Below are 15,241 nucleotides of genomic sequence, written 5' to 3'. Positions count from 1 at the left end.
TAACTAAAATGTTGTAGTTAACAATAGAAAACCATTAAAACCCAGAAAAAATATAAATTTCCGCAAAAAACCTTTTATAAAGTTATATTTATATTTGATATCCTTAATAAAAGATACTTCAAACACTATGAAATCAACCATGCTTAAAAATGATTTTATTACAGCTTGCTCAAAATACAGTTCTGATACTAATAGTTTTACTTTATGGGAAGATATTACTGTCAAGTATCATGGCAAAAAGCGCTACTACCATACCCTGAATCACCTTGAACATATGTATAGTGAGCTCTGCGCATGTAAGGGTGCTATACAAGATTGGCCCGCTGTTATTTTTGCACTGGTATACCATGATATAATTTATAAAGCTACAGCAAAAGATAATGAGGAACAAAGTGCAGAATATGCCAGAAAAGTATTGAGTAAAATTGGCTACCCAAATGATAAAATTAATCTCTGCGAAGAAATTATTTTAGCAACCAAATCTCATACAATTAGCCGTAATAACAGCATTAATATTTTTACAGATGCAGACTTAGCCATATTGGGCAGTTCATGGGAAAAATACGAAAGCTATTTTAAAAATGTACGTAAAGAATATGCTGTGTATCCGGATATACTTTATAAGCCGGGCAGAAAGAAAGTTTTGCAGCACTTTCTGGATATGGAAAATATTTTTAAAACAGCATTTTTCAGGGATAAGTATGAAACCCCTGCGCGCAATAATATTAAGGCGGAGTTAAACCTCCTTTAGCCTGAAACATAAAATAATTGTAACTTTGTGATTCTTAAAAATCAAACTAAATGCAGCACATAATAGACCGCTTTATCAGCTATGTTACAGTTGATACCGAATCTGACCCAAATTCTGACACAACACCAAGTACACAAAAACAGTGGGACCTTGCCAATAAACTGGCCGTAGAACTGAAAACCATCGGGCTTGAAGATGTCTCCATTGATGAGAATGCGTATATCATGGCTACCCTGCCTTCTAATGTTGAGCATGAGGTACCTGTAATAGGTTTTGTATCGCACTTTGACACCTCACCCGATTTTAGCGGAGCCAATGTGAAGCCGCAAATTATTGAAAATTATGATGGTGGCGATATAGTCCTGAATAAAGAACAAAACATTGTACTTTCTCCCGGATACTTTAAAGATTTATTGCAGTATAAAGGGCAAACCCTTATTACAACTGATGGTACTACCCTTTTAGGCGCTGATGACAAGGCGGGCGTAACTGAAATTGTTACCGCTATGGAATACCTTATTAACCACCCGGAAATTAAACACGGTAAAATTCGCATAGGCTTTACACCTGACGAAGAAATTGGCCGTGGTGCCCATAAGTTTGATGTAGCCAAATTTGGCGCAGAGTGGGCTTATACTATGGACGGCAGCCAGATTGGAGAACTGGAATATGAGAATTTTAATGCCGCCGGCGCAAAAATAACCTTTCAGGGTAAAAGTGTGCACCCCGGCTATGCCAAAGGCAAGATGATAAACTCTATGCTTATTGCTAACGATTTTATTTCTCAGTTACCTAAAAATGAAGTACCGGAGCAAACCACAGGTTATGAAGGTTTCTTTCATGTAACGGGTATAAAAGGCAGCATTGAAGAAACCGTAGTGCAACTTATAATTCGCGACCATGACCGCGAAAAGTTTGAAGCACGCAAAAAGAAAGTACAGGAAATTACCGACAGCATCAACCGGAAATTTGAGCAACAATTTGGTGGGCCTATTGCAACAGCAGATATAAAAGACCAATACTTTAACATGCGCGAAAAAGTAGAGCCTGTTTTCCATATTGTAGAAATTGCCGAACAGGCCATGAAAGACCTTGGTATTACACCGCTTATAAAAGCCATTCGCGGCGGTACCGATGGCAGCCAGCTTTCATACATGGGGTTACCCTGCCCTAATATTTTTGCGGGTGGGCACAATTTTCATGGCAAATATGAGTATGTGCCTGTAGAAAGTATGCAAAAAGCGGTTGATGTAATTGTACGCATTGCCGAGTTGACTGCCGCAAAGTAGGCCGCAGTAACTATTTCAGGAAAAACAGTACAGCTTACTGAAAAACAAATTGTTACAGCAATGTAATTTTATAAAAGTTTTGTTTGCCTGTAAAAAATATTTTCTATATTTGCACCCTGTTTCTAACCAACCTCTGGCGATACCCGTGAATGTTGCTTGGAATTAACACAAAATAAATTAAGAAATCATGTCTGATTTAGTAAAATTTGTTCAGGACGAATTTGTAACAAAAAAAGATTTCCCTGAGTTCAATTCAGGAGACACTATTACAGTGTATTACGAAATTAAAGAGGGTGAAAAAACAAGAACACAGTTCTTTAAAGGTGTAGTTATCCAGAAAAGGGGTGCTGGCATCACACAAACTTTCACAATCCGTAAAATGTCAGGCTCAGTTGGTGTAGAGCGTATCTTCCCATTAAACATGCCTGCATTACAAAAAATTGAACTTAACCAGAGAGGTAAAGTAAGAAGGGCACGTATATTCTACTTCCGTGATCTTACCGGTAAAAAAGCAAAGATCAAAGAAAGAAGAAGATAATCTTTCCCAAAAAAAGTATACAAAAATACCTGCGCAGTGCGCAGGTATTTTTTTTATACCCAATACGTATTTTTAATGTTACGCCAACCTCCTTTTGTTAATGTTTTGCTATATTTGCGAGCCTTTTGCTTTTACTTAAGGACAAATGGTGGATCATTTTAATGTCCTGACAAAAAGCATCAAAAAGACAAATAAACATATTAACCATTTTCTTTATTTCTTTAGAAATCAGGAAAATTAAAATTTCACAAACAAATGTCAGATACATCAAAGATCTATTACACGATAACTGATGAGGCCCCGATGCTGGCCACACATTCGTTCCTGCCTATAGTACAGGCTTTTGCCGCTACAGCAGGGATAGATGTAGAAACCCGCGATATCTCGCTTGCCGGGAGAATTCTTGCTAACTTTCCCGAACATCTTGCCGAAGGGCAAAAAATTGGTGATGCACTGGGCGAATTAGGCCAGCTTGCCACCACACCGGAAGCTAATATTATCAAACTTCCTAATATATCTGCTTCTGTCCCACAGCTTAAAGCAGCCATTAAAGAGTTAAAATCTCAAGGCTATAACATACCGGAATACCCTCAGGAACCTAAAAATGAGGAAGAAAAAGAAATTAAGTCACGTTATGCAAAAGTACTTGGTTCTGCTGTGAACCCGGTATTACGCGAAGGTAACTCAGACCGCCGCGCTCCTAAAGCCGTAAAAAATTATGCTAAGGCACACCCCCACTCCATGGGTGCGTGGAGTGCTGACAGTAAAACCCACGTAGCCAGCATGGCTAAAGGTGATTTTTACGGAAGTGAAAAATCGGTTGTTATGGATAAGGCTACCGATGTGAGGATTGAATTTGTAAGTAAAAACGGTACTGTTACCGTGCTAAAACAAAGCACGCCGCTTAAAGACGGAGAGATTATAGACAGTTCTGCACTTAATATGCAGGCTCTTAAGCAATTCATATCAAAACAGGTAGAAGATGCCAAAGCTAAAGGCGTACTTTTTTCAGTACACCTTAAAGCTACTATGATGAAGGTATCAGATCCTATTATTTTTGGTGCTTTTGTAGAAGTGTATTTTAAAGATGTTTTTGAAAAATATGCCCAATTGTTTGAAGATCTTGGTGTAGATACACGTAACGGCCTTGGTGATGTTTATGCAAAAATAAGCGGCACTCCGCAGGAAGCCGAAGTTAAAGCTGCTATTGACGAAGCATACAAAAACGGTCCTGCCATTGCTATGGTAAATTCTGATCAGGGTATTACTAACCTGCATGTACCAAGCGATGTTATTGTAGATGCTTCTATGCCTGCCATGATACGTACCAGTGGCCAGATGTGGAATGCTGAAGGCAAACAACAGGATACTAAAGCTATTATACCAGACAGGTGCTATAGCGGCGTTTACGAAGCTACTATAGAGTTCTGCAAAAAGAATGGCGCTTTTAACCCTGCCACTATGGGTAGCGTGCCCAATGTAGGCCTTATGGCGCAAAAAGCCGAAGAATATGGCTCTCACGATAAAACATTCCAGTTAAACGAAGAAGGTACTGTAAAAGTTATAGATAATAATAACGGTACTGTATATATGGAACAAAGCGTTGGGGCAGGTGACATTTTCAGGATGTGCCAGACCAAAGACGCACCTATACAGGACTGGGTTAAGCTTGCCGTAACCCGTGCAAGGCTTAGCGATACCCCTGCTGTTTTCTGGCTTGATGAAAACCGTGCGCACGATGCCCAGATTATAAAGAAAGTAAATACATATCTGAAAGACCACGACCTTTCAGGACTTGACATAAGGATTATGAATCCGGTAGATGCTACCAACTTTTCTCTTGAAAGGATAAAAGATGGTAAAGATACCATATCGGTTACCGGTAACGTACTGCGCGATTACCTTACTGACCTGTTCCCAATACTTGAACTGGGTACATCGGCAAAAATGCTTTCTATTGTACCACTTATGAATGGTGGCGGTTTATTTGAAACCGGCGCTGGAGGTTCTGCTCCAAAACACGTTCAGCAATTTGTAGAAGAAGGCTACCTGCGTTGGGACTCGCTTGGCGAGTTTCTTGCCCTTGCCGTTTCATTTGAGCACATGGGCCAGACACAGAAAAATGCCAAGGCCACTGTGTTGAGTGAAACACTTGATGAGGCTAACGAAAAGTTCCTTCAGAATGATAAGTCGCCTGCACGTAAAGTAGGCCAGATTGATAACCGTGGCTCTCACTTTTATCTTGCCTTATACTGGGCAGAAGCACTGGCTAATCAAACCAGTGATGCTGAACTGAAAGCAAAATTTGAGGCTATTGCCGGTGAACTTAAAGCTAATGAAGAAAAAATTAATGCTGAGCTGATTGGCGCACAGGGTAAACCACAGGAAATTGGTGGATATTACCATCCTGATTTTGATAAAACCGATGCAGCAATGAGGCCAAGCGAAACACTTAATAAAATTTTGGCTAAGCTAAATTAGTATACCATAATTTAAACTTTATAAGGCATGGATTTATTTGTAATCCATGCCTTTTTTTATTAATATAATATTAGTCAAGTTTTTATACTATTTTTCTGTAACATCAGGCAATTAAAAACGTCTTAGTTACGTTACTAAACAGTCATCAATCAAAAACCAACATGAAACTAAACACGAGATACAATCTCACGCTTTTCATTTTATTCTTCTGTAGTTTTTTTATCAGCCATTCACAGCAAAAATACAGCCTCAGCGGCACCATAAATGATGCCGGAAGCAATGAAACCCTTATAGGGGCAAACATTTATATCAAAGAAATTGGTACGGGCACTGCTACTAACGAATATGGATATTATTCTATGCTACTGCCTGCAGGTACCTATACCGTAGAAATAAGCTATGTTAGCTTTGGTACGATTACCGAAACAATTACGCTTACCGGTAATGTAAGGAAGAATTTTAACCTTAGTCCGGAGAGTGAACAGTTAGAAGAAGTAGTTATAAATAATGACAGGCGGCGCACCGATATACGCACACCGCAAATGAGTGTGGCCAGCCTTACCCAACAGGAAATTAAAAAAATGCCTGTTGTGTTGGGCGAGGTAGATGTACTTAAGTCTATACTGCAACTGCCGGGTGTTACCAATTCAGGCGAAGGCGCTTCGGGGTTTAATGTAAGGGGTGGCGCTGCCGACCAAAACCTTATACTGCTTGATGAAGCTACTATTTTTAACTCATCGCACCTGTTCGGCTTTTTCTCAGTATTCAATTCTGATGCTATAAAGGATATGAAACTCTATAAAGGGGGCATCCCGGCACGTTTTGGCGGCAGGTTATCTTCGGTTCTGGATATATACCAGAAAGAAGGGAATAAAAAAGAATATCATGCTACCGGGGGTATTGGGTTAATATCAAGCCGTTTACTGGCCGAAGGCCCTATAGTAAAAGAACGCGGTTCTTTTTTAGTTGGAGGCCGCGCCAGTTATGCCCACCTGTTTCTTAAACTGGCCGATAATGATAACTCTGCTTACTTTTATGACCTAAACACCAAACTGAGCTATAAGCTTAATGATAATAATAACGTTTACCTTTCAGGCTATTTTGGCAGGGATGCTTTTGATATAAGTGACAGCTTTAATAACCTTTATGGCAATACATTATTAAACCTGCGTTGGAACCATTTATTTAATGAGCAGCTGTTTAGTAATATGAGTTTAATTTATAGCGACTACTATTATGGACTCAAGCTTAATTTTGTAGGCCTAAATTGGGATAGCGGTATAAAAAACTATAATTTTAAATATGATTTTAAACATTATCTCACTAATAAACTAAAGCTGGATTACGGTGTAAATGCCATTTATTATGATTTTAACCCCGGAGAGATTACCCCTACCGGTGATGATTCGGCAGTAAACCCTGATAAACTCGACCGAAAATATGCATTTGAACCTGCCATATATATTGATGCCGAACAGGAAATTACTGATAAGCTTACTGTAAGTTATGGCATTCGCTATAGTATGTTTTACCGCCTGGGCGCACAAACCCTTAACACCTATGCCAACAACCAACCGGTAGTTTTTAATAATGAACTAAAAATATACGAAAAGGCAGCGCCTACCGGCACTCAATATTATGAAAGTGGGAAATCTATAGCCTATTTTAATAACCTTGAGCCACGGTTAGCTGTTTCTTACCAGTTAGGAGAAGACCAATCGGTAAAAGCAAGTTACAATCGCATGGCACAATACCTGCACCTGATAAGCAATACCTCATCACCCACCCCGCTTGATGTTTGGGCACCAAGCGATAACTGGCTTAAACCACAGTTATTAGACCAGGTGGCAGTTGGCTATTTCCGTAACTTTAAAAATGATGCTTATTCGCTTGAAACCGAAGTGTTTTATAAAAAAATAAAGAACCGCCTGGATTATATTGATGGGGCTAACCTTATAGCAAATGAGGCTATAGAACAAGTAGTGCTTAGCGGAAAGGCAAGAGCTTACGGCCTTGAAATATTATTCAGGAAAAATGAAGGCAGGCTTACCGGATGGGTTGCTTATACACTTTCGCGTACTGAACAACAAACCCCGGGCCGTACCTCACAGGAAACCGGAATTAATAATGGCAACTGGTATAAAGCCGGGTATGACAAGCTGCATGACATTTCCGTAACCGGTTCTTATGAGCTCAATAAAAAATGGTCTTTTGGCGGTATATTCACGCTACAGTCCGGCCGGCCGGTTACTTATCCTAACGGGCAGTACCATTACGGGGATTTAACTGTGCCCAGTTATGGTTTACGAAACCAAAACCGCCTGCCCGCCTACCACCACTTAGATGTATCAGCCACCTATGTACCCAAGCCGGAAAAGAAAAAGGGATGGCAGGGAGAATGGGTATTTAGCATCTATAACCTATATAACAGGCAAAATGCTGCATCAATAACCTTTCGTCAAAACGTGGATAATGGTAATAATGAGGCTGTACGCCTCTCAATCTTCGGTGTAATTCCCAGTGTAACTTATAATTTTAAATTTTAAGGCATTTATGAAAAAGATATATATATTATTTGCTGTACTTACTGCTCTTATACTTACTTCTTGTGAAGAAGTAATAGATGTAGACCTTGATACTGCCAAGCCCCGCCTGGTTGTAGATGCCTCTATAAACTGGTATAAAAATACAGACGGCAGCCAACAGGTAATAAAACTAACTACCACAAACGGCTTTTATGAAAGCGAAGTACCAAAGGTAAACGGGGCAACTGTTTTTGTGACCAATAGCCAGGGTACGTTATTTACATTTACAGAAAATCCAGGAACGGGTGAATATACCTGCAACTATTTTGCACCTGTTATTAATGAAACCTATACCCTTACAGTAGAGTATAATGACCAGATGTATACTGCTACTGAAACCCTGTATGCTGTGCCGGAGATAGGAAATGTTGTGCAGGACAACGAGGGAGGATTTTTAGGAGACGAAATAGAAGTACGCTTTTATTTTCAGGATAACGGTCAGGAAGATAATTTTTATATGGCACGCTTTGATTCAGAAGTGCTGTCTTACCCTGATTACGATATATCAGATGATGAGTTTTTTCAGGGTAATGAAATGTTTAATTTCATATCTAATGAAGACTTTAAACCCGGACAGCATGTGGGCATAAGCCTTTATGGTGTTTCAGAAAGGTTTCACAATTATATGGATATCCTCATTGCCATGGCAGATGGTGATGCGGGAAATGGTCCGTTCCAAACGCCCCCTGTTTCCGTTCGGGGCAATATAATAAACCAGAGTAATGAAGATAACTATGCACTGGGATACTTCCGACTTTCAGAAGTTGATACAGTGGATTATATTATACAGTAGGCATTTAAAAAAAATCCCTGCCGGTTAAAGCAGGAATTTCTGTATCAATTGACCTTAGTTAACAGGTATTCGCCAAAGGGTACTGTATACTGGCTAACTGTTGGCGGCGGACCATCCAAGGGGCCAACACCTTCATGGGTTTTAATAAAATTTAAATGTATCTTTTGTACACCATTTTCATCTGCCCGCTTAAATACCATATGGCATTCTAACCCTATAATATCAATGTTTGGGTCTGAAAAAAATGTCATTACTGTTCTAGGAGGTGTTTGGCCTATCAATATATTTCCAGTTATATTATGCTCAAATGCACTATCATAAATTGTAGAGGCATTGCTTAAAGTATTAACTTTTTCAACCCCGTTTTCCACGTAACGGTATTCCCCAACCAATATATCTTCATAAAAATCATCCACATCATCCTGAAAATGCTTCATTATTCTTTTTTCAAGAATAATGGTTAATGTAGTGGTACCATCACATATTCCCAAGTGCCGACATAATAATTAAGGTCATTATCCAAATCTTTATAATAAGCACCTTCGGTATTTTTCCTATCTTCATATAAAGAAAGTACCGGGCTTTGTGCATATCCTGCCAATGAAGATATAAATAGGGTGTATAATAATATTTTTTTCATTTAGCTGGCATTAATTATAGCCATCAATTTACAAAAAAATCCCTGCCGTTAAAGCAGGGATTTCTGTATCAATTGACCTTAGTTAACAGGTATTTGCCAAAAGGCACTGTATACTGGCTAACTGTTGGTGTCGGACCATCCAAAGGGCCAACACCTTCATGCGTTTTAATAAAATTTGAATGTAGTTTTTCTACGCCGTTTTCATCTGCACGCTTAAATGCCATATGGCATTCTAACCCTATAATATCAATGTTTGGGTCACCAAAAGATGTTAATACTGTTCTTGGAGAGAATTGTCCTACTAAAGCATTCCCACAAATGTAATGCTCATAAGCATTATCATATATTGTTGAAATATTAGCTAACGTATTAACTTTTTCAACCCCGTTTTCTACGTAACGGTATTCACCAACCAATATATCTTCATAATAATCATTATAATTATCCTGAAAATGCTTCATTATTCTTTTTTCAAGGATAATAGTTAATGTGGTGGTACCACTTACATACTCCCAGGTACCTACATAATAATCAAGGTCATTATCCAAATCTTTATAATAGATGCCATCAGTAGTTTTCTTGTGACCATACAAAGAAACTACTGATGTCTGTGCATATCCTGCCATTGAAGACAGTAAGAGGAAATATAATACTATTTTTTTCATAATTATTTACATGGTATTTCAGTTACTTCGTTATTATGATTTAACCTTATTTTACTCCAACCGGAAAAATTTTCATCATCAGCTTTATATAAATCTAACCCGGCTATATTCTTATCACTCATAAATCCTAATAAATCTTTTGCATATGAACTCCACCCACCGCCTGCATCTCTTGTTTCAGTATAAATATCCGCTAAGTTTTTTGCTAAAGTTTCTCTATCACTTCTACTCATTTGGTTAAAACTGAACGCCCATTGATAAAATTGTGTTGAATTAGAAATTTTTATAGCAAAAGTTTCTGTTGAATTACCACTCTTTACGGTAAGTGTAAAAACAAACTTACTTACTGGAATTGTTGTTCCCTGATACCTGTTTTTAATCACTGCAAGTTGGTATATGTCACTAATAGAAAACATCGGGATATACCCTTCATCTGGATTACTATCGTAAGGATGGGTATGGTTACCTCCATAAATTGAACCTCCTGAGGGTAGTTCTAATGTATTATTAGAATAATCTCCCAACTCTAACTCCTCAGGTGGATTATCATTACTAAAGGCATAACCCCACTCCCTTCTATTTGCTGGAGCAGCAGACACTTTATTTTTTAAGGTAGTAAATGTATTTCTGATAGTATGATCTTCCATCATTTTTTTAAGTTCTTCACAATTTTTCACATGAGGATCAGGCGGTATCACTCCCACTTCATCTTCATCACACTCAGCATCATCGGAGAGATTATATGACAATCTAAAATATCTAGGAGAACGGCTTACTTCTATCCATTCAGGAGGAGCATTGTCTAATGCAAAACCCCGCTCGGCAAGTTGTGCTTGTACCATTTCCCAAGATGGATGTGGGTTATAGTTCTCATATACACCTTCATAGGGATTGGCCATATATATGCCACCACCGCCATGGGATATGTGATTACAAGGATCATCTTCATCTTCTGCAACAATTTCTAAAGTAATTTGCCCTGTAAAATTAGTCAAATCATCTGTAACAGCATATTCTTTAGCATAATCAGGATCCATATCATACGTTATCATAGAAGTACGCCTATAACCATTATAGTCTCTCATGACTAAATTATAAAATGTTGTTTTACTCGTATCGGGAATAGCCAACATAAAAGAGTAATTCTTTTTTCTTGCTATTGTATCAATAAGTAAAACAACCCGAGTAGAATCTATATAACGCTCTATATCACTCAAGCTTGTACGCTGGGAACTGTTGTTAATATTTCTTTTTCCTAGTGCACTTGTAATTCTTGATATTCCAATTTGATTGTTATTATTTAATTCACTTAATAATTCCCTTTTCATTTTTAAGGCATCACTCCCGGTAAGTAAAGTAGCTGTAGTGGTAGAATTTTTACTTCGTAAAGTTAACGTGTCATACTCACTTTGGCAGGCATAAAAAATTAACACAAGCAAAGCAAGCCATCTAAGTTTCTTAGTGGTGTTTCTCATTTAGTTGATTGGTTTTAAAATTAATAATCTTCTTCAGAAGAACATATCATTTTTATAAATGTTGTAACCAACATCTGTTTTAACAAAATTTTAACTTTATAAAAATTTAAAATCTAATGTTATATTTGCTTCTAAAACCACAATAATGTCATCTCACCATATAGTACGCGACGATCAGGAACCCGCACTTATTATAGCCAACGGTGCCGAATGCAGTAAAGAGCTTTTAGGGCAGTTGCTGGAATGGTCGCCTTTTGTAATAGTTTTAGACAGCGCCATGAAACGGGTAATGAAACTGGGAATAAAAGTAGATGTGTTGCTGGGTGATTTTGACCGGAATTTTGACCCGGAGCACTACCTCAATTTTCAATATCTGCTGGAAATTATTCATACACCTGATCAGGACAAAACGGATCTTGAAAAAGCGCTTGATTTTTTAATTGAACGTGGTTTTACTGCAGTTAATATAATATGGGCTACAGGTAAACGTGCCGACCACACTATTACCAACATTACCAATATAGTGCGTTATCGTAATAAGCTAAAAATTGTGATACTAGACGACCATAGTAAAATATTTCTGCTCCCTGAAAAGTTTGAAAAATGGTATACGGCAGGCACCCCCATTTCGCTTATACCTATCGGTAAGGTATCCGGCATTACCACTAAAAACCTCAAATATCCGTTAGATAATGGTGAGCTTACTATTGGCTACCGCAGCGGCAGCAGCAATGAAGCTGAAAATGACGGCATAGTATTTATTGAACATAAAGAAGGTGATTTATTGTTGATGGAGTGTTTTGATTAATTTGAAGATATAGTGTTTGTTGTTGCTTATAATGCTATTTTCCCCTCAATTACATCTTTTATATTTTTATTAGCAGGTACAGGCTCCAAGTTCATTACCATCGCAGTATATTTTTTTATTTCGGTATGCCCCACAGCCAGTAACGTGCCCTTACTAACAGCCTGGCATGCTATAAAGCTGACTTTTTCCCCAACGGGTAGTTTATAGGTTGCCTTAAACCCATCACCATCTGTATAAATGGGCAAGCAAAGTTTACGTTCATTAAATATCATATAAACTAAAGCATTACTTGTCTGCTGCCCCTTAAGCTCAATATTTACTATAATTTCTCTGGCATTAGGCTCTTCATAAAACCTGTCGCAGTTTATCCAGCCCAGTTCGTTTATAGGAAATACATAGTCATTCACATACTTTCGGGCTTCAGTTTCTGCATTTAAGCGCCGTTCATACTCAAGGTACGCTTTGCGCTGCCTTTCATATTTCTTATAAGCCTCGTTATAAGCCGCAAGCGCCTTATTATAATCTTTGCCTTCAAAAACGGGTATTACATTATAACTTTTTCTGTCCCTGTTCTTTTCAATAAATGTAAGGGTATATTCACCCTCCTGCTTCCCCCTGTCAAGTATTACCTTTACCCATTCTTTATCGGTATCCCCTTCAGTATAGGCTGATTCATCCGTAAGCTTCCATTTTACATTTTTATACAGGTTAAATTCAGGGTAAAACTCCGGGTTTGGTACGTTTACTTTCAAAAAAGTCCCCCCTTTATATTCAGTAGGCTTCAAAGGTTTTACAGGTAAGGCAATACGGTCAAAACTTCCGGCCAGAGTATCCATAGTGGCAGGGGCAATAATACTGTTTCTGGGGTTAACCCAATTTACTTGTAAGTTTTCCTCATGCTGTATCCCTTTAAATATCTTCATATCCAGGTACTTCTTTTCAGAAGGGATGGCAACTTTTATAATGCTGCCTTCAGCAATGTATACCTGTTCCTTTCCCGATGTTGCATTTATATATACCATCCCCCCGCTTTCTAAGGGCTTTCCGTCAGACAGTGTAACTAACCCGCCGGTTACAATATCAGTTATAGATAGTGCCTCTTTTAATCCAAGTGCTATTACCCCCGTAACCGCTTTGCCATTGGCGTGTGCAAACGTATCAGCCAGTATGGTGAGGGTTACACCATTTTTTCCTGTTATTACAGTATCTTTTGCCGTATTAATGTAGAAATTTTGTAACGGCAGCCTTTCTGTATTAAATACAGGTAATGTAACCTCTGGCGGCAGTGGAATGATGTTTTTGTTAGCTGAAACATTTTTAGTATGTTTTAGTAATGCAGGCGTAGCTGTATCAATAGCGCTAACAGGTGCTGTTTCAGTTTCTTCGCTTGTTTTTGCAACCGTATCTATTGATTTGTTGGTGTTTAAAGGCTTACTTATATCCTGTTGTTTTTTCTCTTTACCACAGCAAAAAAGTAAACAGGCACATAAAAACAGTAATGGTTTATAATTCATGGCTTTAGGTTTACTACTAATAACGCAGAAGTCAGCCAATAAATTATGAAATACCCCCAATAAAAAGGGGCGTTATATACCAACGCCCCGAAAACAAAATAAAAAAAGTGTTTATAGCCCATACTATAAACATTTTTATTTAATGCCCTTCAAACAGGTATTCTTTAAACGTTTCTGTTTTAGGGTCTTCAAATATTACCTCGGGTCGGCCTTTTTCTACAATTTCACCCAAATACATAAAGGCTACATAATCGGCCAGCCTTTTTGCCTGCCGTAGCGTATGCGTAACCAGCACTATAGAAAACTCACGGCTTAACTCCTTAAACTGTTCTTCAATCTTGCGGCTGGAAATAGGGTCAAGCGCCGACGTAGGCTCATCGGCCAATATTACCCTAGGCTGTATGGCAAGCCCTCGCGCCAGGCAAAGCCGCTGTTGCTGCCCGATAGAAAGGCCGCTTGCCGGTTTTTTAAGCCGGTCTTTCACTTCGGCCCAAAGGGCAACCTTATCAAGATAGTATTCAATACGCCCGTCCTGTTCACTTTTATCTTTAACGCCTTTCAGCTTTAGGGCATACCGAATATTATCGGCAATGGTTCCCGGCAGCGGGTGCGGCCTTTGCGAAAGCAGCCCCATCTTTTGGCGAAGGTCATATACATCTATGCTCTTATCCAGTATGTTTTGTCCTTCAAACAAAATAGCCCCTTCCGTTTTTATATCAGGATAAAGGTCTGTAAGCCTGTTAAAAGTTTTTAGCAGGGTGGTTTTTCCGCAACCCGAAGGTCCAAGTAATACCGTTATGCCTTTATCGCGTATGTTAAGCTCAACGTTTTTAAGGGTTTGCTGTTTACCATGCCACAGGCTCAGGTTATCAACATATAATAAATTATGCAGGGCTTTGGATTCATCTTTTTGTATTATTTCCCAATCTATGGGCAGGGCTTTATTATCTGTCATTTTATTCTGTTTTTAGAAAGTTGGTTACTAATAACACGGGAGCCGACACTTATTACTAATATGATCATAATAAGTACAGCTGCGGCTGTATAAGCCCTTGCTTTAACTTCAGGGATTGGTGAACTGAGCTGAAAGAAAATCGCAAGTGGCAGGGTAGCCGCCGGTTCTCCAAGGCTTTCGGGTATATAATCGGTATAGCCCGCCGTAAAAAGCACTGAGGCAGTATCGCCAATACCTTTTCCCAATGCTAACAAAAAAGCCGTGGTTACACCCGGTAGCGATTGTTTCAGCAAAAATCGGAATCCTGTTTCGCCCTTAAAATACCCCAGTGACAAAGCTGATTCGTACAACCCCGTTGAAACGTATTGTATAGATTCGTCCATAGAGCGCATCATTACCGGGCTTATAAGCAGCGCTACTGTAACAATAGCCGCCAGTAACGAACTCTGCCAGCCAAAAAGTAACATGAGGTTAAAACCAAAAGCACCATAAACAATAGCCGGCACACCCAACAGCACATCAAGCCACAACCGCACGCTTTTTTGCCATTTGGGATAAGAAAAAAGATAGGTATGGATAAAAAGTGTTGAAGGGATGCTGATAATCAAAGCCAATACAGATGCCCCTATAGCAAGGTAAACAGAGCCTACAATGGCATTGAGTATGCCGCCTTCTTTACCAAAGTAATATCCGCCATGCGGTACGTCTGTTAACATTTGCCAGCTTAATGCCGGGAGCCCTTTGGCA

Annotated in this window: 14 protein-coding genes; 7 read left to right on the top strand and 7 right to left on the bottom strand. The window is 38.8% G+C overall.

Going from position 1 to position 15,241, the window contains the following annotated elements; genetic code table 11:
- Nucleotides 1-127 precede the first annotated feature (127 nt).
- The 6 genes from ABS766_RS05595 (at nucleotide 128) to ABS766_RS05570 (ending at nucleotide 8,437) form a co-directional block, all read left to right on the top strand.
- Nucleotides 128-751: an HD domain-containing protein gene (locus ABS766_RS05595; protein ID WP_408084142.1), complete on the top strand. Its 624-nt coding sequence runs from the start codon at nucleotides 128-130 to the stop codon at nucleotides 749-751.
- Nucleotides 752-801: 50 nt separating this feature from the next.
- Nucleotides 802-2,040, top strand: coding sequence for a peptidase T (pepT, locus tag ABS766_RS05590; protein ID WP_408084141.1), 1,239 nt, complete (start codon nucleotides 802-804; stop codon nucleotides 2,038-2,040).
- A gap of 187 nt (nucleotides 2,041-2,227) precedes the next feature.
- Entirely contained in the window at nucleotides 2,228-2,578 is a 351-nt protein-coding gene (gene rplS, locus ABS766_RS05585; protein WP_408084140.1) for a 50S ribosomal protein L19, read from the top strand.
- A gap of 255 nt (nucleotides 2,579-2,833) precedes the next feature.
- Nucleotides 2,834-5,059 (top strand): NADP-dependent isocitrate dehydrogenase, encoded by a 2,226-nt coding sequence (locus tag ABS766_RS05580; protein WP_408084139.1) that lies wholly within the window; start codon nucleotides 2,834-2,836, stop codon nucleotides 5,057-5,059.
- Nucleotides 5,060-5,220: 161 nt separating this feature from the next.
- The gene (locus ABS766_RS05575; protein ID WP_408084138.1) at nucleotides 5,221-7,605 is read left to right on the top strand and encodes a TonB-dependent receptor; all 2,385 of its coding nucleotides are present in this window, start codon (nucleotides 5,221-5,223) and stop codon (nucleotides 7,603-7,605) included.
- Nucleotides 7,606-7,612: 7 nt separating this feature from the next.
- Entirely contained in the window at nucleotides 7,613-8,437 is an 825-nt protein-coding gene (locus tag ABS766_RS05570; protein WP_408084137.1) for a DUF4249 domain-containing protein, read from the top strand.
- Between the two features lie 44 nt (nucleotides 8,438-8,481).
- On the opposite strand, the gene ABS766_RS05565 is transcribed toward ABS766_RS05570, so the two are convergent.
- The 4 genes from ABS766_RS05565 to ABS766_RS05550 form a co-directional block, all read right to left on the bottom strand.
- On the bottom strand, nucleotides 8,482-8,874 hold the full coding sequence (locus ABS766_RS05565; protein ID WP_408084136.1) for a DUF6705 family protein: 393 nt from the start codon (nucleotides 8,872-8,874) through the stop codon (nucleotides 8,482-8,484).
- Between the two features lie 23 nt (nucleotides 8,875-8,897).
- Nucleotides 8,898-9,077 (bottom strand): DUF6705 family protein, encoded by a 180-nt coding sequence (locus ABS766_RS05560; protein WP_408084135.1) that lies wholly within the window; start codon nucleotides 9,075-9,077, stop codon nucleotides 8,898-8,900.
- 68 nt (nucleotides 9,078-9,145) lie between these two features.
- The gene (locus tag ABS766_RS05555) at nucleotides 9,146-9,742 is read right to left on the bottom strand and encodes a DUF6705 family protein (protein ID WP_408084134.1); all 597 of its coding nucleotides are present in this window, start codon (nucleotides 9,740-9,742) and stop codon (nucleotides 9,146-9,148) included.
- 2 nt (nucleotides 9,743-9,744) lie between these two features.
- Entirely contained in the window at nucleotides 9,745-11,217 is a 1,473-nt protein-coding gene (locus ABS766_RS05550) for a hypothetical protein (RefSeq protein WP_408084133.1), read from the bottom strand.
- Between the two features lie 145 nt (nucleotides 11,218-11,362).
- Here ABS766_RS05550 and ABS766_RS05545 point away from each other — a divergent pair, with 145 nt between their 5' ends.
- A complete protein-coding gene (locus ABS766_RS05545) occupies nucleotides 11,363-12,025 on the top strand; it encodes a thiamine diphosphokinase (RefSeq protein WP_408084132.1) in 663 nt (220 codons plus the stop codon).
- A 26-nt stretch (nucleotides 12,026-12,051) separates the two neighbouring features.
- Here ABS766_RS05545 and ABS766_RS05540 read toward each other — a convergent pair whose 3' ends face one another.
- From ABS766_RS05540 to ABS766_RS05530, 3 genes are all read right to left on the bottom strand, one after another.
- Nucleotides 12,052-13,539, bottom strand: coding sequence for a hypothetical protein (locus ABS766_RS05540; protein WP_408084131.1), 1,488 nt, complete (start codon nucleotides 13,537-13,539; stop codon nucleotides 12,052-12,054).
- Nucleotides 13,540-13,678: 139 nt separating this feature from the next.
- Entirely contained in the window at nucleotides 13,679-14,494 is an 816-nt protein-coding gene (locus ABS766_RS05535; RefSeq protein WP_408084130.1) for a phosphate ABC transporter ATP-binding protein, read from the bottom strand.
- A partial coding sequence (locus ABS766_RS05530; protein ID WP_408084129.1) for a PstA family ABC transporter permease occupies nucleotides 14,491-15,241 on the bottom strand: 751 nt, incomplete at its 5' end. The genes ABS766_RS05530 and ABS766_RS05535, both read right to left, overlap by 4 nt.

It is taken from the genome of Flavobacterium rhizosphaerae, assembly GCF_046000445.1.
GTDB lineage: Bacteria > Bacteroidota > Bacteroidia > Flavobacteriales > Flavobacteriaceae > Flavobacterium > Flavobacterium rhizosphaerae.
This window is presented reverse-complemented; position numbering and strand designations above follow the sequence as displayed.